At 36.6% G+C, this 24,412-nt stretch carries 11 protein-coding genes; 7 read left to right on the forward strand and 4 right to left on the reverse strand.

The window, feature by feature from the left end; all coding sequences use genetic code 11:
• Positions 1-362: 362 nt before the first annotated feature.
• Complete coding sequence (locus tag H344_RS0111035; RefSeq protein WP_026810380.1) at positions 363-2,975, forward strand: sodium:solute symporter family transporter; 2,613 nt, start codon at positions 363-365, stop codon at positions 2,973-2,975.
• A 1-nt stretch (position 2,976) separates the two neighbouring features.
• Here the strand turns inward: H344_RS0111035 and H344_RS0111040 are convergent, their stop codons facing one another.
• Positions 2,977-5,961, reverse strand: a complete 2,985-nt coding sequence (locus H344_RS0111040; RefSeq protein WP_026810381.1) for a ligand-binding sensor domain-containing protein — start codon at positions 5,959-5,961, stop codon at positions 2,977-2,979.
• Positions 5,962-6,210: 249 nt separating this feature from the next.
• Here H344_RS0111040 and H344_RS20080 point away from each other — a divergent pair, with 249 nt between their 5' ends.
• The 3 genes from H344_RS20080 (at position 6,211) to H344_RS0111055 (ending at position 12,982) form a co-directional block, all read left to right on the forward strand.
• Positions 6,211-9,324 carry a SusC/RagA family TonB-linked outer membrane protein gene (locus H344_RS20080; RefSeq protein WP_084148782.1) on the forward strand — a complete coding sequence of 1,038 codons (3,114 nt, stop codon included), beginning with the start codon at positions 6,211-6,213 and terminating at the stop codon, positions 9,322-9,324.
• Between the two features lie 12 nt (positions 9,325-9,336).
• A complete protein-coding gene (locus H344_RS0111050) occupies positions 9,337-11,076 on the forward strand; it encodes a RagB/SusD family nutrient uptake outer membrane protein (protein ID WP_026810382.1) in 1,740 nt (579 codons plus the stop codon).
• Positions 11,077-11,386: 310 nt separating this feature from the next.
• Positions 11,387-12,982, forward strand: a complete 1,596-nt coding sequence (locus tag H344_RS0111055; RefSeq protein ID WP_034256468.1) for a sulfatase family protein — start codon at positions 11,387-11,389, stop codon at positions 12,980-12,982.
• Between the two features lie 304 nt (positions 12,983-13,286).
• On the opposite strand, the gene nhaA is transcribed toward H344_RS0111055, so the two are convergent.
• Together nhaA and H344_RS20085 are read right to left on the reverse strand one after the other, a co-directional pair.
• Entirely contained in the window at positions 13,287-14,585 is a 1,299-nt protein-coding gene (gene nhaA / locus H344_RS0111060) for a Na+/H+ antiporter NhaA (RefSeq protein ID WP_026810384.1), read from the reverse strand.
• 180 nt (positions 14,586-14,765) lie between these two features.
• Entirely contained in the window at positions 14,766-16,343 is a 1,578-nt protein-coding gene (locus H344_RS20085) for an arylsulfatase (protein WP_051254271.1), read from the reverse strand.
• A 229-nt stretch (positions 16,344-16,572) separates the two neighbouring features.
• On the opposite strand from H344_RS20085, the gene H344_RS0111070 reads away from it, so the two are divergent.
• Both H344_RS0111070 and H344_RS0111075 read left to right on the forward strand, forming a co-directional pair.
• Positions 16,573-18,744: an outer membrane protein assembly factor BamB family protein gene (locus H344_RS0111070; protein ID WP_051254272.1), complete on the forward strand. Its 2,172-nt coding sequence runs from the start codon at positions 16,573-16,575 to the stop codon at positions 18,742-18,744.
• Positions 18,745-19,071: 327 nt separating this feature from the next.
• Positions 19,072-20,577, forward strand: a complete 1,506-nt coding sequence (locus H344_RS0111075) for an aminotransferase class V-fold PLP-dependent enzyme (RefSeq protein ID WP_034256471.1) — start codon at positions 19,072-19,074, stop codon at positions 20,575-20,577.
• Between the two features lie 20 nt (positions 20,578-20,597).
• On the opposite strand, the gene H344_RS0111080 is transcribed toward H344_RS0111075, so the two are convergent.
• Positions 20,598-21,797 carry a CynX/NimT family MFS transporter gene (locus H344_RS0111080; protein WP_051254273.1) on the reverse strand — a complete coding sequence of 400 codons (1,200 nt, stop codon included), beginning with the start codon at positions 21,795-21,797 and terminating at the stop codon, positions 20,598-20,600.
• A 706-nt stretch (positions 21,798-22,503) separates the two neighbouring features.
• Here H344_RS0111080 and H344_RS0111085 point away from each other — a divergent pair.
• Entirely contained in the window at positions 22,504-24,006 is a 1,503-nt protein-coding gene (locus tag H344_RS0111085; RefSeq protein ID WP_026810388.1) for an aldehyde dehydrogenase family protein, read from the forward strand.
• The last annotated feature ends 406 nt before the right edge of the window (positions 24,007-24,412 follow it).

Raw genomic sequence — 24,412 nt, forward strand, 5'->3', positions numbered from 1 at the left:
TAGTGCCAATCTAAAACACCTTAACTTTGAAATATTATTTTTTAAGATTAAATAGTATGCGTTTCACTGGGCTTACTGCTAAAATAATTTATTGAATTAAAATTCTTGGCTATCGCTAAGGCTGGCTCCTCTAAGCCAAGGTATACCATACTAAGGAAGGGATGAATTAATTACCTTTTTTGCTATCTAAAATCTACTTTCCAATAGGGTTTTAACTATATTTTTTAAAGTATATTTCTGCTTTATTTTCTAACATATTTACAAAATGGACTATCTTAAAAATAAAATCCGCTTTATATGTTATACATAATACTTGATTTTATTATCTTGTGGCTTTTAAAGTATTGAAAAACTGTTACCTAATGAATATTCGTAAAGTTGTCTCTCTCTTAGTTTTGATTATTTTAATTTCTACTGGTCTATATGGGCAAGAAGAATCCAAAATAAAGCTGTCTAACCTACCAACCTTACCAGCTGTTGAAGCAGGTAGTAAATCCTTAGGATTTGCAGGGATGATGGGCGGTGTTCATAATGGTGTGGTTATCGTTGCTGGGGGTGCTAATTTCCCAACAGGGCTACCGTGGGAAGGAGGAGCAAAGGTATGGTACAATTCTATCTATATTTTAGAGAACGATAGCTGGAGATTATCCTCTGAAACGCTCCCCTCACCTTTAGGATATGGGGCTTCTGTTTCTACTGATAAGGGAGTTTTAATTATTGGAGGAGATAATCAAGACCAAGTTAGCAGTAGCGTTTCTTTGTTATCCTATAATCAATCTAAAAGTGACATTGAAATAACATCCTATCCAGATTTACCCGAACCCTTGGCCTATACTTCTGCTGTTTTGGAAGGCGATTATGTCTATGTTGCAGGGGGGATGAATGCTGAAAAAAGCAGCAATTCCTTTTATCGTTTAAATTTAACGGAGAAAAAATCCTGGGAGAAATTGGAGGACTTCCCAGGAGAGCCACGCGCTCTTCAGGCCATGGTGGTGCAAGAAACCTCACACTCTAGAAACATTTTTTTAATAGGAGGTAGAAACCAGTCAAAAGGGAAAATATCTACTCCTCTTACGGAATACCTTTCCTACGACCTCAATAAAAAACATTGGATTAATAAGGGAGATCTAAAAGTTAATGGCACGCCTAGGGTAATAATGGGAGCAGTAGCAGAGCCAATGGGGTCTATGCATGTGTTACTTTATGGAGGGTCTGATGACCTCTTGTTTACCCAATTAGAAACGTTAGGACAACAGATCAGTCAAGCTAATAATGATAGTATTGCCAAAAAGTTAATAGAAACAAGAGATCAGATATTAAATACTCACCCTGGTTTTAGTAATGAGGTTCTAGCATTTAATTCCATTACAGATAAATGGTACGTGTATGATACGCTAAATGTAAAGCTACCCGTTACTACCTTAGGTATTAAAAAGGATAATGACTTTCTAATTGTGTCCGGAGAAATTTCTCCAGGTATTAGAACCCCTGAGGTGTATAGCCTAAGTGTGGATGAGCCTGCTCATACCTTTGGCGCCCTAAACTATATGGTCTTGGCACTGTATCTTTTAATTTCGTTATTGATAGGAGTGTATTTTGCAAGAAAACAGAAATCTACGGATGATTATTTTGTGGGTGGTGGGCGAATTCCATGGTGGGCCTCTGGACTTAGTGTCTTTGGAACTTTATTAAGTGCCATTACTTTTATGGCCATCCCGGCGAAAGCATTTATAACGGATTGGTCGTTCTTTCTGTTAAATATTGCAGCAATTGCCATTACTCCATTGATCGCATTCTTGTTCATTCCATTTTTCAATAGAATGCATATATCAACGGCCTATGAATATTTGGAAAATCGCTTCAATTATTTGGCTAGGGCTATTGGTAGTATTTCCTTTATTTTATTCCAATTAGGGAGAATAGGGATTGTGCTATTGTTGCCTTCTTTAGCAATTTCAATTGTTACCGGTATCTCTGTTGAGACGTGTATCCTATTAATGGGACTCTTATGTGTGCTTTATACTGCATTCGGTGGAATAGAGGCTGTAATTTGGACTGATGTGCTACAAGTTGTAGTATTAATGGGAGGAAGTATTGTGGCAATAGTCTGGATTCTTTTGCATACAGATACCCCAGTAAATGAAATGATTGCATATGCATCTGAAAAGGAAAAGTTTCATATTATAAACTTCGATTTTAATTTTACCGATTCTACTTTTTGGGTAGTGTTTATCGGAGGCTTGGCTTCGGCCATGGTTACTCAAGGAACAGATCAGACTATTGTGCAGCGGTATTTAACGAGTTCAAGTATAAAAGACTCTCAAAAAACCCTATATACCAATGCCTTGTTAACGCTTCCTGCTACAATTATATTTTTCGGTATCGGTACACTACTTTATATATTTTATACAGAAATGCCAGAAAGACTCTCTCCTGCAATTTCTAATAACGACTCCCTATTTCCATGGTATATAGTAAAGGAGCTGCCTGTAGGGGTGTCTGGCTTATTGATAGCCGGAATTTTTTCTGCTGCTATGTCTAGTATTAGTAGTAGTTTAAATTCGGTTTCCACCGCTTTTTGTAATGACCTTTACAAGCGTTATGATCCTAAATTAAGTGACATTGGTATGTTAAAAATTGCACGTATCGTCACCGTCTTTGTAGGAATTTTTGGAGTGCTTTTAGCGTTATGGATGGCTAACTCTAATATAAAATCGCTTTGGGATCAATTTTACAGGTTCCTAGGACTGTTTACTGGTGGTTTAGGAGGAATGTTCCTATTGGGGATGTTAACTAAACGTGCCAACAGTACAGGCACCTTGTTGGGATTGGTAGTTAGTGGTATTTTGTTATGGTATATAAGTGTGTATACTTCCATTAACTTTTTAATGTATTCATTTATAGGAGTGGCTTCTTGTTTCGGTTTCGGTTATGTGTTTAGTTTATTTTTTAAAGACAAAAAATCACAGGGATAAATTAGGTTAGTTTATTGAAAAAATCCTCATAACTTTCGTTTACTGAGATATTCAATTTTTTCCGCAATCGGTGGCGCGCCACCTTTACAGAACTTAAAGAAATTCCGAAAAGAGTTGCAATGTGCTGAGAATTAAAATTTAATTTAATCAAAGCACAAAGCCGTATTTCACGATCGGTAAGCTGTGGACAATAATTTTTTAGGTCTTTAATAAAGGTGGTGTGAATCTGATTGAAAAGATTATAGAAGTTTTCCCAATCTTCGTCCAACATTAAGCTATCATCAATAAGGGCGACAATCTTTTCTAGATTCCGCTTTTTGGGAGTAGTCTCTTTGGTTTCTTTCAGTAGGTTACTCTTTATCTCTGTTAACAAGTGGTTTTTATGAACGGTTCTAAGGGTGTAGTTAGTTAGTTCCTCGGTTTTAAAGTTTAGCTCTTCTATTAGTTTCTTTTGGGTTAATTCTTGGTTGTCCTTTTCGGCCTGTAAAAGGGCTATCTCACTTTGATGAACCTTTTCCTGCTGACTTTTTACTTCTTCGGTCTTAGATGCTACCAATAATTCTAATCTTTCCTGTTGTTTCTTTATGGTGGATAATCTCAGTTTAATGAACAATAGTATTAAAAGTATTCCAGTTAAAATGCTTAGAACTCTAACCCAACTTTTTTGCCAAAATGTAGGGAGTACGGTTATGTTAATGGAGGCAAGTGAATAATCATTGTTATCGATATTTTCGGCAGAATTTACCATTAGGGTATAGTCCCCAGGCTTTAAATTAGAAAAGGTGAGTGCTTGTTGATTTCCAACTATTTGCCAATCGTTATTTAAGCCTTTCAGTTTATAGGCGTAGATATTTTTTTTAGGATTCCAATAATCAGAACTTGAGTAATTGATAGATAGTATATTATCACTAGGAGTTAAGGTTATATGATTGTTATTTCTAGAATCAATAATTAAATCTCTTTTGCCATCCTCGCCTAGAATAGTTCCAGAGGTGAAAAATACTTTAGAAGTCCCTGTATTATTTTCATTAAGCTCAGATGCTTTAAAATAGGAGAGCCCTAGTCGGCCTCCCATTAATATATGATTGCTTTTGGTTAAAATGGCACTTCCTCCTCTATAGGAGTGAACACCATATCGTAAACCAAAGTTTTCTACGCTTCCGTCTGGTTTAATTTTGCTAAGTCCTAAATTGGTGCTGCACCATATATTTTTGTCACGGTCTAAGAAAATATTCCCAATAATGTTGGCTTCCAAACCTTTTTCTTCACCTATTCGTTTAAATTTATTATTTGTTCTATCGTACTTATTTAGGCCGTGGCCATAGGTGCCTATTAATAGGGAAAGGTCCTCGTCTTCTGTAATAGACCTAATACGATTACTGCTAAGAGAATGTGGTGTAGTTTTATCGGATGTAAAAGACAATACCGTATCAGATTTAATAACATTTAAACCTAAGTTGGTTCCTACCCACATATCTCCCTTTATGTCATTATAAAGAGCGGTAATAAAATTTGCGTTCAGATTGTTAGTATTATCTGTAGTTATTGTCCGAATAATTTTTAAATCCGAATTATAGACATTAATGCCCGAATTTGTACCTACCCATACTTCTCCATTCTTGTTTTTTTCAATGGCAAATATGGCCTTGGCTTCATATCGATCTTCTGCATTTAGAAATCTATTATTCTTAGTATCGAAAATATTTAAACCTCCCTGGTAAGTTCCAATCCATATTCTTTCCTCATTGTCTTCAAATAGTGATATTATATTGTTTCCGCTTAAATCATCATTTTTATCAGGGTTATCTATGAAAACCGTGACCTCTCCGTTTTGTGGGTTATAACGTCTTAAGCCATTCCTTCCAGCAGTTATCCAAATATCCCCGCTACTGGCTTCCAGGAGTTGAGATCCCTGTTCATCTATTTGATTAAAGGCTAATTTAGAAGGGGGAACATGACTTATGGTGGTATGATTTTTAAAGTAGCTAGCACCACCATGCACAGTGCCAACCCATATTATATTATTAGATCCCTGATGGATACTTAAAATAGAGTTGTCCGCTATGGGGTAGTTAGTATAGGTGTTCTGCTTAAAAGAATAAAACTTATTTTCATCTTGTCGGTATAGGTTTAACCCACCCCCATCAGTACCTATCCATAGATTATTGTCTTTATCTACTAATAAATCCAAGATAAAATTATTTGAAATACTGTTTAATCTGGTATTTTTAGAAGTAGTATAATGCACAGATGTACTATCTTTATTATTGTACTTAAATAATCCGTTGCCATTAGTCCCTATCCATAAGTGGCCTTCCTGATCTTCGGATATGGCGTTAATATAGGTGTCGTTATTTTGCAGATTAATCTGGATAAATTTTGATTCTTGATATTTAAATAATTCCCCATGACTAGTACTTATCCAAATAGTGCCATTTCCATCCTGGATAATATCGGTTCCATTACTAGGGCTATTATTAGCCTCTCCTATAGGGATTTTGAGAATATTTGTTTCCTTATTGGAGTTAGGTCTTAGTGTTATAATTTCACTACTAGCATTAGTACACCATAGACTACCATCATTGGACTCCATTAGACTAATAATATATCCATTAAGGCTGTTATTTATAAATTGATCTAAATTGGTATACCTTTTAAAATAGTCCTTTTCTACATCAAAATAGAACAGTCCACTAGAAGTAGCGGCCCATATTATACCTGTATTATCTTGAATTATATCATTTACTTGGTCATTTTCATCCGGTAGAAGGTAGGATTTAGATTTTTGACCGTCATATTTGTCGATACCTAATGGAGTCACAAACCAAATAAAACCTTCTTTGTCTTGGATAATATTATTTATTCTATTATCCGAAATGCCGTCTTCGAAAGTGATTTTTTGAAACTGAATTATTCGGTCTTGAGTATAACCGTTAAAACTTAGGAAAACTATTATAAAAGTGACTGTTAACTTAATTCTGTCCATAGGGTTGTTACTCTTCGTTTAGGGTAAATATATGTAATATGCTATTAAATCTATGGTTTACAAGGAATTTATGTTGAAGAATGTTATTAAATTATTAATTAAATGTAACCTTTTTGTAATCCTATGTAACCTAAATTTATACCTATATTATCTTAATTTTCTGTTAATATAATTTAGTTTCGCATGTTATATGTAGACTTGGATTAAATATTCACTAAGTCTTCTAATTAATTAACCAAAACAATTCAAATGAAAAAAATTGCAATTTTTTGCTGCTTGCTAATGGTGCAGATGCACTTATTTGCACAGCAGCCCGCGATTACCGTAAAGGGTACGGTTTCTGATGCGGAAACAGGAGAGCTCGTTCCGGGCGCCAGTGTAATTGAAAAAGGCACGGGTAACGGGGTGGTAACCGATTTTGATGGTGAATTCGAAATCAAGGTACCAAGTAACGCTACTTTAGAAGTTAGTTATTTGGGGTATGGTTCTACGGCTGTTAAAGTAAACGGACAAACTCAGTTACAAATTAGACTTGAGTCGCAAGCAGAAGAGCTTGGAGAGGTGGTATTAGTAGGGTATGGTACACAGAAAAAGGAAAACCTAACCGGATCGGTAAGTACTATTGCAGGGGAGCAATTAGAAAGTCGCCCTGTTAATAATGTAATGCAGGCGTTACAAGGTGCCGCACCTGGTCTTTTATTAACTGTTGGGAATTCTGGTGGTGAGCCGGGAGCTAATATGAATATGAGCATTCGTGGAGTAGGTAACCTTCAAGGTACTGGATCTCCGTTGGTAATTGTTGATGACATTCCTTTAGACAATCCATCAGATTTAAACAACATTAACCCAGATGACATAGAGAGTGTTTCTGTTCTTAAGGATGCAGCTTCATCTGCAATATATGGTTCAAGAGCGGCTTTTGGGGTGATAATTGTTAAAACTAAAAGTGGTGAGGCAATGGATGGGAATAGGTTTACCTATTCTAATAATTTTATTTATTCTTCTCCTTTAAATACTCCTAATATGATGAACTCTTTGGAGTTCGCTAATTACTTTAATCTTGCCGCTACAAATGGTGGTAGTGGTGCGGTTTTTTCGGATGAAGTTATGGACCGTATTAAGGCATATTTAGCTGATCCAGAAAATACTCCGGTAACTGTTCCTAATCCAGATGGTACCCGTTGGCAACAGTATACGGGATCTAATGCCAATACAGATTGGTTTAAAGAAATGTATAAAGGAATTGTATTCCGTCAACAACATAACCTTAGTTTTTCTGGAAAACAGAAGGGAATTAACTATAATGTTTCAGGATCTATTTTAGATGCTCCAGGAATTATGAATTATGGAGATGATTCCTATATGCGTTATACCTTTAACTCAAAAGTTTCTAGTAAAATTAATGAATGGTTAACTTTTGATGCTAACCTAAGGTTATCTCGTGCTGAGACTGAGCGTCCAAGCTACGACAGAGGTTTATATTTGCATAATATCGCTAGAAGATGGCCTACCAATGGAGTAGTTATGCCTAATGGTAGTTATAGTGATGGTTCAGAAATTCCTTTTCTATTACAAGGTGGTCGTTATAAAAATATAAATCAAAGTTTGGATGGATCTATAAGCTTGATAATAGAGCCTATAAAGGATTTAAAAATTAAGCCAAGTTTACTATATACTTCTAATAACTATAGCTATGGTAATCATAATGCTAAAGTATCTGTTTTGGAACCAGATGGTGAAGAAAGATTTATAAGAAGTAACAATGGGTTTTCTAGGTATGCTAGTGAGAGAACATATTTGTCTCCTAACTTGGTAGTTTCCTATGATAAATCCATAAACAACGCACATAATTTTGCAGCTTTAGCTGGATACCAACAGGAGGATACTAAATATACCAGCTTATATGGATCCAAAAATGATCTTATTACTGATGGTGTGCCTTCTATCTCTACTGCGGTAGGTGAGGACAATGTTAACGATTCTGCGGGTTCATTTGCTACTCAAGGGTATTTTGGTAGATTTACCTATAACTATAAGGAAAAATATCTTTTTGAAGTGAATGGTCGTTATGACGCCTCTTCACGTTTTGCTTCGGATAGTCGTTGGGACTTCTTTCCATCTATCTCTGCAGGATATAACATGGCTAAGGAAAACTTCTGGGGAATAGATCAGATTAGTATGTTTAAGTTCAGATATTCCACAGGTAGTATAGGTAACCAGAACGTTCCTAATTATCTATATATTGGTCGTATGCCTATTAGAACTAATTTATGGTGGTTGGGCAATAATGGAAGACCTAATTATACCTTAACCCCAGGTATTATAAGTCCTAATATTACATGGGAAACAGTGTCTACAGATAACTATGCTTTGGATATAGCTGCACTTAATAATCGTTTGCAGTTCTCGTTCGAATACTTTATAAGAACGACAAAAGATATGTTTGGTCCTGCAGAACGCTTACCAGCAGTGCTAGGTACCAATGCACCACAATCTAACAATGCAAACCTAGAGACTAAAGGTTTTGATTTTAACGTATCATGGAAAGACATGATAGGGGATGTGAACTATAATGTAGGGTTAGTGCTTTCGGATGCAGTAACTACGGTAACGGAGTATTCAAACCCAAACAACTTATTGAATACCTACAGAACTGGCCAAAAATTAGGAGAAATCTGGGGCTTTGAGACAGTAGGATTGTATCAGAATCAGGCTGAAATAGATAATGGACCAGATCAAACTCCTGTTTATGGTGGTGTGTGGTTCCCTGGAGATGTACAATATAAAGACATCAACGGAGATGGAAAGATAGATTATGGCGATTCTACTACTGATAAACCTGGTGATAGAAAAATAATAGGAAATTCAACCCCTAGATATAGCTTTGGATTTAATGCAGGACTGGATTATAAAGGGTTCGATTTTTCTATGCTATGGCAAGGAGTTGCTAAGAGAGATGTGTGGACAGGTGATGCCTATACTTTTGGAGCAGTTGGTAATTTATGGCAGTCTGCAGGGATGAAAGAGCATCTTGATTATTGGTCAGAAGATAATCCTGGTGGATTTTTCCCTAGACCTACTTTCCGTTCTACCTGGAGAAACCAGCAAGTACAAACTAGATATTTACAGAATGCTGCCTATTTGCGTTTGAAGAATATAAGCTTAGGATATAATTTCCAATCTGATATTCTTGAGTCTCTTGGGTTACAAAAACTTAGAATCTTCGTAACTGGCGAGAATCTAATTACAATATCAGATATATCAGGAATATTTGATCCTGAAGCTACCGGTGGATACTGGGGTAACGGAAAAATTTATCCGCTACAAAAATCCTTGTCGATGGGATTGAACGTACAATTTTAAATATAAATTAAGATGAAAAATATTAGATACATTACATTTTTGCTGCTTGGGATTTTTGCGATGTCCTGTAGCGATGATTTGTTAGATAAGCTTCCGGAAGATGAAATCTCTCCAGAACAATATTGGAAAACACCTAATGACCTGGCGTTATTTCTAAATCAATTTTACACTACATTCCCGGTGCATAGTGGGTGGAATGGTGGAATCTTCGAATTTGACAATAACAGTGATAACCTGGCAAATGTTAGCATCAATACTAGATTTGTTGGTAGCAACAACACTGCGCCTACTTCCGATGGTACCTGGAATGGAAATTACAGCAATATTAGGAATGTAAACTATTACCTAGAAAATAGTGCAACCGCTGAAGGTCCAGAAGACCTTATTAACGCTTACAACGGTGAAGCTTACTTTTTTAGAGCAATGTTTTACTTTGAGCTATTACAAAAATTTGGAGGAGTACCTTATATAGATAAAGTGTTAAATACTGATTCTCCAGAATTGATGTCAGCTAGAATTCCAAGAAATGAATTGGCCACCAAAATTATAGAGGATCTAGATAGGGCTATAACTGGTTTAAAACCTAAAGCATCCACTGAAGCCTTTAGAGTGCACAGAGGAATGGCTTTGGCCTTAAAATCTAATGTTGCTCTTTATGAAGGGACTTGGGAGAAATACCATGAAGGAACTCCATTTGGAGCTCCTACCAATGAAAGTACCAAGTTTTTGCAATGGGCTGCAGATGCTGCTGAAACTTTAATAAATGAAGGTAACTATACGCTTTACAACAACGGAGAAGAAAACACCTATTGGAGTCTTTTCAACAAGGTAGATTATTCTGGTGTTTCTGAAGTAATGTTCTGGAAACAATACGATACTTCTGAAGGGGTAGACCATAGAGTAGGTCACTATATTCCGCAAAATGGTGCAGGAACTGGTGTTACAAAATCCTTGGTAGATTCTTACTTAAGCATAGACGGACTGCCAATTGAAGTTAGTCTTTTGTACGATTCTAGTCAAGAAAGTAGCCTTTCTGATATCGTTGTGAATAGAGATCCTAGGCTAGCCCAAACCATTTGTACACCGGGAGATCTTATTACGGAAAGAGCCGGTAATCCAGATATATACTTTGAATATCCAACATTTAGAGAAAATAATGAGGTAGTTTCTACAACTGGATATCAAATTTATAAAGGAGGTAGCACAGACGAAGGACAAAGAACAGAAAGTACTATTGGAGCTATTATCTACCGATATGCAGAAGTACTTTTAAACTATGCAGAAGCTAAAGCAGAACTAGGAACTTTAACTCAAGCAGATTTAGACAAAACCATCAACTTGCTAAGAGCCCGTGTTGGAATGCCTTCACTAACTCTTACACCTGTTGCTGACCCTAATAAAGCATTTCCTGAGCTAAGCGATCTTATTAATGAGATAAGAAGAGAGCGTAGAGTGGAAATGGCTTTGGAAGGAAAGCGTTTTGATGATCTTATGCGTTGGAAAGCGGACCACCTTATTATAGGTAAAAGACACCAAGGTTTTAAAATTGTTGGAAGTGATATGGAAACTGAATTTGCAGATTTGTTAGGTAGTTCTATCCTTGTTAATGACGAAGGTTACATTGATCCATACATTAATGCATTACCTACTGGTTTTGGTTTTAATCCTAATAGGGACTATTTATCAGCTATCCCGTCGGAGCAAATTGTACTAACTGGTGGTGCTGTAACACAAAATCCAGGTTGGGAATAGAGAAGGTTCTATAACCGCAAAATTATATTAGTTGTTAGTTGAGAATCCCGCTAGAAATTTTGTCTAGCGGGATTTTTTTTAGTTAAATATTAACCAATCTAGGAGAACTAACACCTTTTTTAGTTTTTAATTATTGCCATAAATAAAATCCTTTGATAGATCTGTAATAACTCAGCTATAATTTTATAACCAACAAAGGTGTTTGTGTGGTATTTATGAAATCATGTTATATTTGAGACATTTTAAAAATAAGCACTTGTTTTCTATGTTTATATTGCGTGTGGAATTTATTTAATTTATTATTTTAATTATGAAGTATTTGTATGTTCTTAGTTTGTTGATGCTTTTTAGCTCATGTTCCGAAAAAGAACAAGAGAAAAAGACAAAGCCAAACATTATTTTTATCATGTCCGATGATCACGCTTATCAAGCCATTAGCGCTTATAGTGATAAGCTGATTCAAACTCCCAACATAGACAGGATTGCGAATGAAGGTATGCTCTTTACCAATGCGAGTGTTACAAACTCTATTTGTGCACCTTCTAGAGCTGTGATCCTTACTGGGAAACACAGTCACCTAAATGGGAAGATAGATAACCTTAGTAAGTTTGATACTACCAATGTTACGTTCCCGCAAATTCTGCAAAAGGCCGGTTACCAAACAGCCATGTTTGGGAAACTTCATTTTGGTAATAATCCAAAAGGTTTTGATGAATTTAAAATTTTACCTGGACAAGGTAGTTACTACAACCCAAGATTTATTACACAGAAAGGAGATACCATTATAAATGGATATGTTACGGACATTACAACCGATTTAGCCTTAGACTGGATGGAACATCGCAGGATTCCAGAAAAGCCATTCTTATTAATGTACCTACACAAAGCTCCTCATAGAGCCTGGTACCCAGATGAAAAGCATTATAAGGAATTCACTCAAAAAACGTTCCCCTTGCCAGAAACGTTGTTTGATGATTATGAGGGTAGGGTAGCAGCAAAAACTGCAGAAATGAATATTTTAGATCATATGCACTTGTCTTATGATAATAAGATAGAAGAAGATGTTTTAAAACGTCTAGATGTTAATTCTAGAATGAATAGGAATGAAGTATACCGAATGACTCCAGAGCAACGCAGTAGTTGGGATAGCGTGTATGGTCCCATTAACGAAGATTTTGAAAAACGTTATCCTTCTATGGATGATAAAGAGTTGATGGAGTGGAAATATCAGCGTTATCTTCAGGATTACTTAGGTACTATAGCCTCCGTTGATGATAATGTAGGGCGCTTATTAACCTATTTAGATGAGAATAACCTTTCGGAAAATACGGCAGTAGTCTATACTTCAGATCAAGGGTTTTACCTTGGAGAGCACGGTTGGTTTGATAAGCGTTTTATGTACGATGAATCTTTCAAAACACCACTCTTAATAAAATGGCCTAATAAAATAACCCCTGGAACTACAGAAGATGAAATGGTTCAAAATCTAGATTTTGCTCAAACCTTTTTGGAAATGGCAGGAGTAAATGCACCAGAAGACATGCAAGGTGAAAGTTTAGTGCCTCTTTTAACAGGTAAGAAAGAACTTTGGGATAGGGATGCTGTTTATTATCACTATTATGAATACCCTGCAGAACATGCGGTAAAAAGACATTACGGTATTGCTACCAAAGAATTTAAGATTATTCATTTCTACCACGATGTAGACGTGTGGGAATTGTATGATCGACTTAATGACCCTCAAGAAATGAACAATGTATATAATGATCCTAAATATGCAGATGTGGTAGCTGAGATGAAACAAAAGTTGAAAGAAATCCGTGAAAAATATAAGGATTCGGAGGATTTAGATAATCACTATATCCAGTTGTATCAAAATAAGAACCACAATAATTTGGAGGATTAAGGTTATGATTCTCATAGAAATGGATATTGCTATAAATTTGGATTATTCATTTAATTGAATCCATACGCTTAATAAAAATAATAGCCCTGTGTAAGTATAATAAACTTCACAGGGCTATTTGTTTTATTAGAAATGCTAGTCTCGTAGAATCTAGTCTATATCTTCTGATTAGAATGAGATTTTAATCTAATTTATTTTCAGTGAATCTTGTTTTTGAATAAATCCTATTAACCACGGCTATAACCCTTATAAGTCAAGTCTGTATCTACGACTAGTTTATGTTTATTATGGGAACCTCTTATTATCACCTTTTCGATCCAGTAAATCTTAAAACCAGATAACCTACAATTCCAGATACCCCAGAACCGACCATGATCCCCACTTTTGCAGAATCAATAATTAATTGATTATCAGCAAAAGCCAAATTCGCGATAAAAATGGACATGGTAAATCCAACCCCAGCCAAAATAGCTACTCCCATGATTCGCTTAAAGGAAATATTGTCTGGTAAAATAGCAAGTTTCAATTTTATCCCAATCCAAGAGAACAAGGTTACTCCTACCAATTTACCTATAAATAGGGCAATTGCGATATGAAACAATAAAGCGGTATCCATTTTCATGTCCGTACCCACGGCTACCCCTGCATTAGCCAAAGCAAAAACCGGCATAATGAAATAGGCCACCCATCCGTGCAATTTATGCTCAGATCGTTGTAATGGCGATTTAAATTTGTTACCTAAAGCTTCTAACTCATCCATTTTTACGATTTGTTCACTAGAAAGGACTGGAAGATAATCTCGTTCAGTTTTAGCAAATCCCTCTGAAATTTCAGAAAGCCGCGTCATAAAAGAATCCATATCAATCGTTTGTCTTAATGGTACTGTAAATGCTAGTAAGACTCCAGCGATTGTAGGATGTATACCAGATTTAAAGAATAGAACCCAAATCACAATCCCAAGAATAATCATTAGGTATTTGGAATATAAATTGCGATAAGACAAAAAGAAGAGTAGTCCTAAGAGTGCAAATGCATAAAAAAGAAGCATCCAATCTATCCCTGTACTATAGAAAAGGGCAATTACAATTACTGCACCTAAATCGTCCACAATAGCAAATGCTGTTAAAAATATTTTTAAACTTAAGGGAACTCTGTTGCCTAAAACCTGTAAAATAGCCAGAGAAAATGCAATATCTGTGGCCATGGGGATTCCCCATCCAGCATGTGTTTCTGGAGAATCGTTTAAAAGAAGAAACAAACTCATAGGGATCAACATTCCACCTACGGCCGCAAACATAGGCAGAGCCGCTTTACGCAAACTGTTTAGCTCCCCGATTAAAAGTTCCCGTTTAATTTCTAATCCAATTAAAAAGAAGAAGAAAACCATTAAGGCATCATTTACCCAATAGTGTAATGGCAAAGTAAATTCAAAGGTTTCTGAGCTTATTCCCAAATGATAATGCCATAAAGCTTGATAAGATTCGGCATAACTAGAGTTTGCCCATATCATTGCAATTATAGTAGCGGTGAATAATAAAATGCCACTAAAGCTTTCTATTTTTGAGAAATTCAGTAAAGGAATGAGTATTCTTCTCTTTATCATGATTTAGATTTAGTGTATTGTTACAATCAAAAATAGTAATATTCTTAATAAATCAATTAGGTGGTAGTATTTATTTTTAACTATTAAAAATCTCTAATTTCATCCCTTGCACTAGTTATTTCCTAAACTTATCCCATCAAAGTTTCCGCTACTTTTCACCTATTCTATTAGTAATATCTATTAATTCTGATTGTATTTTAAAACCCAATCGGCAAAGATGTTATTGAGCGTTAAGACTGTATCTTTATGTTTTTCTTGTAGATTGTAGATTTCCGTAGGATCATTTTCCATATCATACAATTCCCAAATATCATTTTTAGCGTTGCGGACAATTTTCCAGTTATTTAATCGTAAAGCCTGACTATTTCTCCATTCCCAAAATAAGGGGTCTTCTCGTTTCGTTTCCGGATTTTTAAAAACAGGAAGAAGACTTTTGCCTCGAAGAGGCGTAATTTCCTCCCCGTTAAAATTCTTTGGATAAGTAGCACCCGATATTTCAATAAAGGTAGCCATGAAGTCTATAAAATGGCCTGGATAGTTTGTAAAAGTGTTGGGCTGTATTTCTTTTGGCCAATAGGCGATAAGCGGACTGTTAATTCCGCCTTCATAATTATAATTCTTGTAAAATCTAAAGGGAGTATTAGATACATTGGCCCAATCCTTTTTAAGGGAAGTCCATCTTGCTATAGATCCTCGAGGGGCATTATCATCATCATTATTTAATTCTACTACCTCTGCAGAGGCCCCATTGTCTGATACAAATAGAATTATAGTGTTATCACTAGCGTTAATTTCTTCCAATTTTCTTAAAAGTCGACCTATATTCTGATCTATTCTATCTATCATAGCAGCATAAACCTCCATAACGGAAGCCTCATACTCTTGTTCTGTTGGGGAAAGGCTATCCCAATTCTTATAAGTGGGTTTAGAGAGAGTTACATTTTCGTCTAACAAACCAATGGACCTCTGCTTTTTAAACCTTTCTTTTCTAATATGGTCATAGCCGAGATCGTACTTTCCTTTATATTTTACTATATCATCTGGCCAAGCCATTAGTGGATCGTGTGGCGCGGTATAGGAGAGGTATAAAAAGAAAGGGTTGCTTTTATTTTCTTCCAAGTAATCCAAGGCATAATTGGTAAAATAATCTGTGGAGTAAAAATCCCGTTCTTTTGGGGTGTAAGGGATATAAATAATACTATCTATTCCCCATTTCCTATCAATTCTTTTTTGTGCCGGCTTAGGTTCTCCCTCCCTTTGTAATCCTGGATTAAAATGGTTAAATGCCCCGTCTATTAATCCATAAAAACGTTGAAACCCTCTGTCATATGGATTTTCAATGCCATGGTGTTTTCCAGAAAAATAGGTGGCATATCCGGCCTCTTGTAGCACCTCTCCTAAGGTTACCACATTGCGTAAGGGATTGGTATGTGTCTGGTCATATCCAGAATCATGAGCATACACACCGGTTAACAATGCCGCTCTAGAGGGGAAACATTTTCCTGCATTGTAGAAATTTCTAAATCGCATTCCCTTTTGGGCAAGCTGATCCAAATTGGGAGTGTTTATTTCTCCTCCGTAGCATCCCAAGTCGGACCAACCCATATCATCAACAGAAATCACGATAATATTGGGTCTTGCAGGCTCGTTTTCATTGGTGCAACTTAAAAAGTTTAAGCTAAGAAGTAATACGTATATAATTGATCTATGATGGTTGAAAAAAGATGCCATATTAGGGAATTTATTCAGTTTATTCATGGACTTGTTATTAGATTTTAAAGTCAATTAGTATTTTTTAAAGATATATAATCAATTATATAGAAAGGTAATGCATAGTAACATTCAATTAGATTGAAATCCACGATTACCCAATGGCGTAACTAATTTACTGTCTATTAGAATTTAATTAGGGATAGTTATTATGCATTATAATGTTGCGGGTAAAGAACAATGAATATATATTTAGGAATCTAAATGTTTACCAAATATGAACATCAATAAAGTTTCTTTTTTAACTATATCGATTTTAATAACCATTTCTCTAATTCATTCTTCTTGTACTAATAAAACCACTTATACCAGCTGGAAAGTTACAGGGGGTAGTAAGGAGAATATAAAATTCTCCCGCCTTAATCAAATCGACACCTCTAATGTAAATCAACTTGAAGTTGCTTGGGTGTATCATTCGGAAGGTAAAGATTCCACCAAATATGGACCAATGGAATGCAACCCCATCATCGTTAATGATGTTTTGTACGGGGTTTCTCCAAAATTAAAATTGTTTGCTGTGAAGGCTGATACGGGTAAGGAGAAATGGACATTTGATCCTGCCGACTCCCTTCAGAATAAAAAATGGCATCGATCTAGTGTAAATATGAATAGAGGGGTATCTTACTGGGAAGAAGGAGAAGATAAACGGATAATATATAGTGTAGGACCAATTGTATTGGCTGTAGATGCTATTACTGGAAAATTGGTAAATAGTTTTGGAGATCAGGGTGGAGTAGACTTGAGAATTGGTCTGGGGCGAGATGAGTCCAAAATGTTTATAGCACCTACTTCTCCTATGATGATATATAATGGTTTATTCTTTGTAGGTGGACTGGTAGGAGAAGAAACACCGGGTCATATCCGAGCCTATGATGTGGTTACGGGAGAGCAGAAATGGATCTTCCATACCATTCCGCAACCTGGAGAGCCGGGACATGAAACCTGGGAAGACAGTACAGCTTATAAACGAATGGGATCTACTAATAGCTGGTCTGGTTTTAGTATGGATGAAAAGAATGGACTATTATTCTGCGGAACCGGTAGCCCTACAAACGATTTTTATGGCGGGGACCGATGGGGGAGTGGCCTATATGGCAATAGTATTCTTGCACTGGATGCGATGACAGGTAAGTTAAAATGGCATTTCCAAACCGTTCACCATGATGTATGGGATATGGACCTATCTAGTCCCCCTATGCTGATTACCGTAGAGCATAAAGGGAAGATGGTTGATGCTGTAGCACAATCTACTAAAACAGGACATATCTTTCTTTTTGAAAGAACTACAGGTAAACCCCTTTTTCCAATTGAAGAAAGGTCTGTTATCACGCAAAATGCAGTAGAAGGAGAGAAACTTTGGCCTACACAGCCTTTCCCAGAAGTGCCAAAACCCTTTGCAAGACAAGTTTTAACAGAAAACGACCTAAATACGTTGGTGCCCGATTCATCCTATCAAGATATTTTAAAAAGGTTCCGCTCTTATAGATCTGAAGGTATCTACACCCCACCTACTGTGGAGGGAACTATTGTTTTTCCTGGATATGATGGGGGCGGAGAATGGGGCGGACCTGCCTATGATCCAGAAACACAAATTTTATATGTAAATGCCAATGAAATGGCTTGGGTATTAAATCTTGTAGAAATGGATAGCGCTAAAGATAAGGAATTGACTAATATGGAAGCTGGTGCTATTTTATATTCCAATAATTGTATGGCTTGCCATGGTCCCGAAAAACTAGGTGGTGGAGATGTTCCAACCCTTGTAGGTGCCAATCAGAAATATACCCTTCCCAAATTTTCTGAGTTAGTAACAACGGGACGAAGAATGATGCCTGGATTCGCACAACTAACCGATGTGGAAAAGGAGGCAATTGGAGCATATGTTCTAGATTTAAAGGACAGACAGGATGAGCCCTTTACTGGGAATCTTAAAAGTGTAAACAAGAATTATAAAACTAAACGCCCTGCCTACAGTTTTACGGGATATAATAAATTTTTAACTAAGGAAGGATATCCTGCTATTAGTCCGCCATGGGGAACACTAAACGCCATAAATATGAAAACTGGAGAGTATGAGTGGAAGATACCCTTGGGAGAGTTTGAAGAACTAAAACAGCAAGGGCATCCACCTACTGGAAGAGAGAACTATGGGGGGCCTGTGGTTACCGCAGGTGGACTATTATTTATAGCAGCTTCTGCTGATGGTAAGTTTCGGGCTATAAATAAAAGGACAGGAGAGATTTTATTGGAAACCGAGCTTCCTGCTCCAGGGGTAGCTACGCCGGCAACCTACTCGGTAAATGGGAAGCAGTATGTGGTAATTGCATGTGGCGGTGGAAAATGGGGCGGTAAAGCTGGCGATGCCTATGTGGCTTTTGCTTTGCCGTAAAGATTGGTAAAGTAAAATTAATCCCTTATTCCCCATAATTTAGGCTTATCCAACAAAAGTTATTCCTCGTTCTAGGAGCTATTAAATGAAAGGTTTCCCGATTTCCTGTTTTGGAAAACTTAACTATGCGTGTAAACTTATTTTAACAGTCACTGGTAAAAGAAAAATTATAGAATTAAAAAATTCTTCGACTCCCATGCCCCCAAAATCGCGAATAACCTTACTTTTGAATTATGGTTATTGAGATTATGATAATTAATTTCTTTTTTCTGAAATATAATTATAATTCTGAAAGCCTATTGTGAGAATAGAATACATAATAAGATAATGAAGCAAGAGTCTAGTAGTACTGCAACAAAAGCATCAGCAAGTTTAGAAAATCACTTTCAACAGTTTAGACCTAATATAATTGGGAATTCCCATGTTTTTGAATCTTTGAACGGGAAACAAGAACTGTTATATGCAGATTGGATTGCTAGCGGCCGACTTTATGCACCTATAGAAGAAATTATGTGCAAAAAGATAGGACCAATGGTAGCTAATACCCATTCGTTTTCTAGTGAAACAGGAAAAGCGTCTACCTATGCATATAAGCACGCAAGAGAACTTATAAAAAAGCATGTAAATGCAAACGAAAATGATGTACTAGTAACTTGTGGTACGGGTATGACGGGTGTTCTAGCGAGATTACAGCGCATTATGGGACTTCGGTGGCCAGATGTAGTTAAAAATAAAATTTCGTTGTCTGAGGAAGAAAGACCAGTGGTGTTTATTACCCATATGGAACATCACTCCAATCATGTGCCGTGGATGGAAACTATAGCAGATGTGGTAATTCTGCCTTCCGATGAAAACCTATTGGTAGATCCAAAGCAGTTGAGCTTGGAGTTAGATAAATACAAGGATCGGCCCCTTAAAATTGGATCCTTTACAGCATGTTCTAATGTTACAGGGATAATTACTCCTTATGAAGAACTTGCAAAAATTATGCATCAGAATGGGGGATATTGTTTTGTGGATTTTGCGGCCTCGGCTCCTTATGTAAGAATGGATATGCATCCAGCAGATCCAGAAGCGCAACTAGATGCTATATTTTTTTCTCCTCATAAATTTTTGGGCGGACCTGGAACCTGTGGGGTGTTAGTTTTTAATAAACAACTATACAATACACAGGTTCCCGATGTGCCTGGTGGGGGAAATGTAAAATGGACCGATCCATGGGGAGGATTTGCTTATAGTGATGATATTGAAACTAAAGAAGATGGAGGAACCCCAGGCTTTCTTCAGGTGATGCGTACCGCTCTTACCATAGGTTTGAAAGAGAAAATGGATGTAGATAAGATGAGGGAACGTGAAGAGGAACTTTTAAAACTTTGTTTTAATATGCTCCAAGACATTCCTGGACTCTACATTTTGGGCTGTAAAGACCAAAAGCGGATTGGTTGTGTATCTTTCGGAATTCAAAACATTCATTATAACTTAATAGTAAGATTGCTTAACGATCATTTTGGAATTCAGGTTCGCGGTGGTTGGTCTTGTGCTAGTACTTATGGACATCATTTATTTAATATTGATCAGGATGATTCTAAAAGCATGACACAAGCAATTTATAATCAGAATTTAACCAACAAACCCGGATGGGTACGGATCTCCCTACATCCGGTAATGACAGATGAGGAAGTGATTAGAATTTGTAATGCTATAGCATTGGTTGCACAAAATATTGAGCATTGGAGTTCTCCTTACGTATATAATAACTCGAATAACGAATACGAATGCGAAGAGGGAGATTGTAGAATTATAGAAGAGGTTAAAGGATGGTTTAAAATATAAAATGAGTATCGGGGGAATACTTATAGTTTCCCCGGTTTTCCTGCTCCTATTCCCATATATATTTTAAGGAAGACGACAATTAAAAGGAGAGTTAGGGAGTAAGTCCACCCTCCGGTAAAATCGAATAAACTTCCAAATACTAAAGGACCTGAGGCGGCTACTAGGTAGCCAATAGATTGTGCCATTCCCGATAATTCTGTTGCAGTGTCCGAATTCTTCGATCTAAGGACTATAAAAAGTAGCGCTAGTCCAAAAGAACCCCCAAGAACAAACCCAATTAAGGAAACCCATAGTGAAATAAACCCAAGAGAAGGAAGTAATAATCCTAATATTCCTATACTCTCTACAAGCATTAATATAATTACAATAAATCGCTGATCATTGATTTTTCCGGCCCACAGAGGAATAATAACTGAACCAAGAATCCCCGTTGCCTGTGATAGCGAAAGCATCCACCCTGCATAATCAGCATCATACTCTCGACTTTGGACAATAGCGGGTAGCCATGCAAGAATTACATAAAAGGTAAAGGATTGCAAGCCCATAAAAAAGGCAATCTTCCATGCTTTTGGTGCCTTCCCTAATGTTTTCATAGCCGCTTTATAATTGCGCTTTTGATCCGATATACTAATCCGAGATAGTTGAGGAATCCATACTAGAAAACCTATAAAAGCCAATATAGCCCATACAGCTAAGGAACCCCTCCAGCCTAAATTGGTATTATCTGCCAGAGGAACACTAATTCCTGCAGCTAAGGAGGCTCCAATAGCCATTACGCTAGAATAAAGGCTGGTGATAAAACCGGAGTTTGATGAGAAATTCCGTTTCGTAAGACTAGGTAGTAAAACATTGCCAAAAGCAATGGCAATACCAAAGAGTAGCGTTCCTAAATACAGCGGAAATATGCCCTCTAAAGATCTAACACCTATCCCAATAGTCATTAAGAGTAGCGCACCGAATAAAGTTCTAGCAATTCCAAAACGTTTAGTAAATAATGGGGTTAGAGAAGAAAATACCCCAAAAGCAATTAAAGGCAGGGTGGTCAATAATCCCAACATAGAATTAGAAAGTCCCGTTGCAATCCTAATATGATTTACTAAAGGGCCAACACTAGCCAGGGCAGGCCTAAGGTTTATAGCAATGAATAGTATGCCTAATATTAATAGGATGTCGTTGGTGCTATATCTTTTCTTTTCTAACGAGGGTTTCTTATATGACATTAGACTATTTATAAGGTTGTAAGTTAAAGAATACTAAACTACGGAATCGTTAAAGATGATCTTAGTTGCGTTTAAAATATTTATGCTTGTAAAGTTGAAAAAATGACTCAATCTAGTTAATATTCCTATAAGAGAGCCACTCCAATGGACTTGTATTTCAGAACATAAATCGATCTTTCTTAAAATTTATCGAAATAAATAGGTTTAGAACGGACTTATTTTAAAATTATATTACGTACCTTAAAGCTAAATATGCCAATAAGGGGTTATGGAATAATTTAAGTGAATAAGTAAGCACAACGTTAAAGTGAATAATTTTTAAACGTTATAACAATCTTCTCTCAACTTTTCAACAACTATTTATTGCCATAATATTCTATTGGGTTGGCTTTCCGTTGTATGTAATCACGTGAGTGAAGTTCAAATCTATCCTATTCTTTCCCCACAATAAATCATTTTTGAATCATCCATCATTAGTTCAATAGAATTTCTAAAGATAAAGTTACTTGGTTAATTGACTGATTTATAGCTGTTTGAGGTCTGTGTTAATTGTTTGTTTTTTTTAAAGTTTCACATTGACCTCTTTTCATAAGTTTCTGAACTATATCAATAAGTAGATAGGAGCATACCTACCTACCTTTGTAATGTAATTAAAAGTGCTCTTAGAGAGTGCTGTAATCCCTATCAATAATTTAAAACCACAAATATGGCAAATGTAACAAAACCCAAATTTAAAGAGAGATATGATAATTTTATTGGAGGGAAGTTCGTCTCACCGGTAAAAGGAAAATATTTTGACAATGTATCTCCGGTAGATGGTAAAGTATTTACCCAAGCTGCCCAATCCACTCAGGAAGATATTGATCTTGCTCTTGATGCTGCCCACGAAGCATTCCCATCTTGGAGTACTACTTCGGCCACTGAACGTAGCAATGCGCTTTTGAAGATTGCACAAGTAATGGAAGACAACTTTGAGTACTTGGCAACTTTAGAGACTATTGATAATGGGAAACCAATTCGTGAAGCTCGTGCTGCGGATATCCCTTACTGTATTGATCACTTCCGATATTTTGCAGGAGTTATTCGTGCTGATGAAGGAACAATTTCGGAACACGATAAAGACACGGTGAGTATCGTATTACACGAACCTATTGGTGTTGTTGGTGAGATTATTCCTTGGAACTTTCCATTGTTAATGTTGGCTTGGAAAATAGCCCCAGCTTTAGCGGCTGGTTGTACTGCAGTTGTTAAACCAGCAGAACAAACCCCAACTAGTGTAATCGCCTTAATGGAACTAATTGGTGATATACTTCCAGCGGGTGTATTGAACATCGTGACAGGTTTTGGTGCAGAAGCAGGTCAAGCTTTAGCATCTTCTAATCGTATAGCAAAGCTTTCATTTACTGGTTCTACGGAAACAGGTAGAAAAGTATTGCACAACGCAGCCGAAAACATTATTCCTGTTACCATGGAACTAGGAGGGAAATCTCCTAATATTTTCTTCCCGTCTGTTGCAGATCATGATGATGATTTCTTTAGCAAAGCTATAGAAGGTGCATTAATGTTCGCTCTTAATCAAGGAGAAATCTGTACTGCACCATCTCGTATTTTAGTACACGAGAGTATTGCCGATCTCTTCATAGAAAGAATGCAGGAGCGTTTAAAAGATGTTAAGACAGGTAATCCATTAGATCCAGAAACCATGATAGGTTCTCAGGTATCCAAGGCACAGTATGAAAAAATCCTTAACTACATCAATGTGGGTAAAGAGGAAGGTGCAATGGTTCTTGCCGGTGGGGATGCTGGTAATTACGAGGGGGAACTTTCTAAAGGCTTCTACATTCAGCCTACGGTACTGAAAGGACAGAACAATATGCGTGTCTTCCAAGAAGAGATTTTTGGACCAGTGGTAGCCCTTACTACTTTTAGTTCTACGGAAGAAGCCATCGCTATCGCCAATGATACTCCTTACGGATTAGGTGCCGGTGTATGGTCTCGAGATGCTCATGAATTGTTCCAAGTACCTCGTGCTATTCAAGCTGGTAGGGTTTGGGTAAATCAATACCATACCTATCCTGCACACGCACCATTTGGTGGTGTTAAGGAATCTGGTTTTGGACGTGAGAACCATAAAATGGCACTAGATCACTATCGTGTTGTAAAAAACATTTTGATCTCCTACGATAAGAAGCCTATGGGATTCTTTTAATTAAAGTTTAAGTTTAAGCACTTAGCAGAACCCTGGACAACCAGGGTTCTGTTGTTTTATCAATAGTTGACATATAAGTGCTGCATAGCATTAATTACTAAATTAGCGTGATTGGATTCTATTCTTTTTGTCACTTTTGAATTAAATGCAACCTTATTTAAACCTATTAACCCGGATAATTCATGGGTATATAGTAAAATTGGGTGTAAAGTGTTATATTTAAAGAGCTTACAGGCATCTTTACTAACACTAAAATCACCCAATTTTGAGTACTAAAAATACAGTTTTCTACCGAGGTAAAAAATCAATTTCCGTAGATTTTTCTGCAGAAGAAATAAGTTCTGATGGTTCTCTGGTTTTACTGGAGAAAATAGAGCGGGAACACAAGTTAATCAGGTATTTCAGT

The sequence above is a fragment of the Arenibacter latericius DSM 15913 genome, assembly GCF_000424985.1.
Taxonomy (GTDB): domain Bacteria; phylum Bacteroidota; class Bacteroidia; order Flavobacteriales; family Flavobacteriaceae; genus Arenibacter; species Arenibacter latericius.

What these genes read in the sequence shown, in the direction of transcription:
- H344_RS0111035 (WP_026810380.1), top strand. Translation starts at nt 363, where the DNA reads ATGAATATTCGTAAAGTTGTCTCTCTCTTAGTTTTGATTATTTTAATT.
- H344_RS0111040 (WP_026810381.1), bottom strand. Translation starts at nt 5,961, where the DNA reads ATGGACAGAATTAAGTTAACAGTCACTTTTATAATAGTTTTCCTAAGT.
- H344_RS20080 (WP_084148782.1), top strand. Translation starts at nt 6,211, where the DNA reads ATGAAAAAAATTGCAATTTTTTGCTGCTTGCTAATGGTGCAGATGCAC.
- H344_RS0111050 (WP_026810382.1), top strand. Translation starts at nt 9,337, where the DNA reads ATGAAAAATATTAGATACATTACATTTTTGCTGCTTGGGATTTTTGCG.
- H344_RS0111055 (WP_034256468.1), top strand. Translation starts at nt 11,387, where the DNA reads ATGAAGTATTTGTATGTTCTTAGTTTGTTGATGCTTTTTAGCTCATGT.
- nhaA (WP_026810384.1), bottom strand. Translation starts at nt 14,585, where the DNA reads ATGATAAAGAGAAGAATACTCATTCCTTTACTGAATTTCTCAAAAATA.
- H344_RS20085 (WP_051254271.1), bottom strand. Translation starts at nt 16,343, where the DNA reads ATGAATAAACTGAATAAATTCCCTAATATGGCATCTTTTTTCAACCAT.
- H344_RS0111070 (WP_051254272.1), top strand. Translation starts at nt 16,573, where the DNA reads ATGAACATCAATAAAGTTTCTTTTTTAACTATATCGATTTTAATAACC.
- H344_RS0111075 (WP_034256471.1), top strand. Translation starts at nt 19,072, where the DNA reads ATGAAGCAAGAGTCTAGTAGTACTGCAACAAAAGCATCAGCAAGTTTA.
- H344_RS0111080 (WP_051254273.1), bottom strand. Translation starts at nt 21,797, where the DNA reads ATGTCATATAAGAAACCCTCGTTAGAAAAGAAAAGATATAGCACCAAC.
- H344_RS0111085 (WP_026810388.1), top strand. Translation starts at nt 22,504, where the DNA reads ATGGCAAATGTAACAAAACCCAAATTTAAAGAGAGATATGATAATTTT.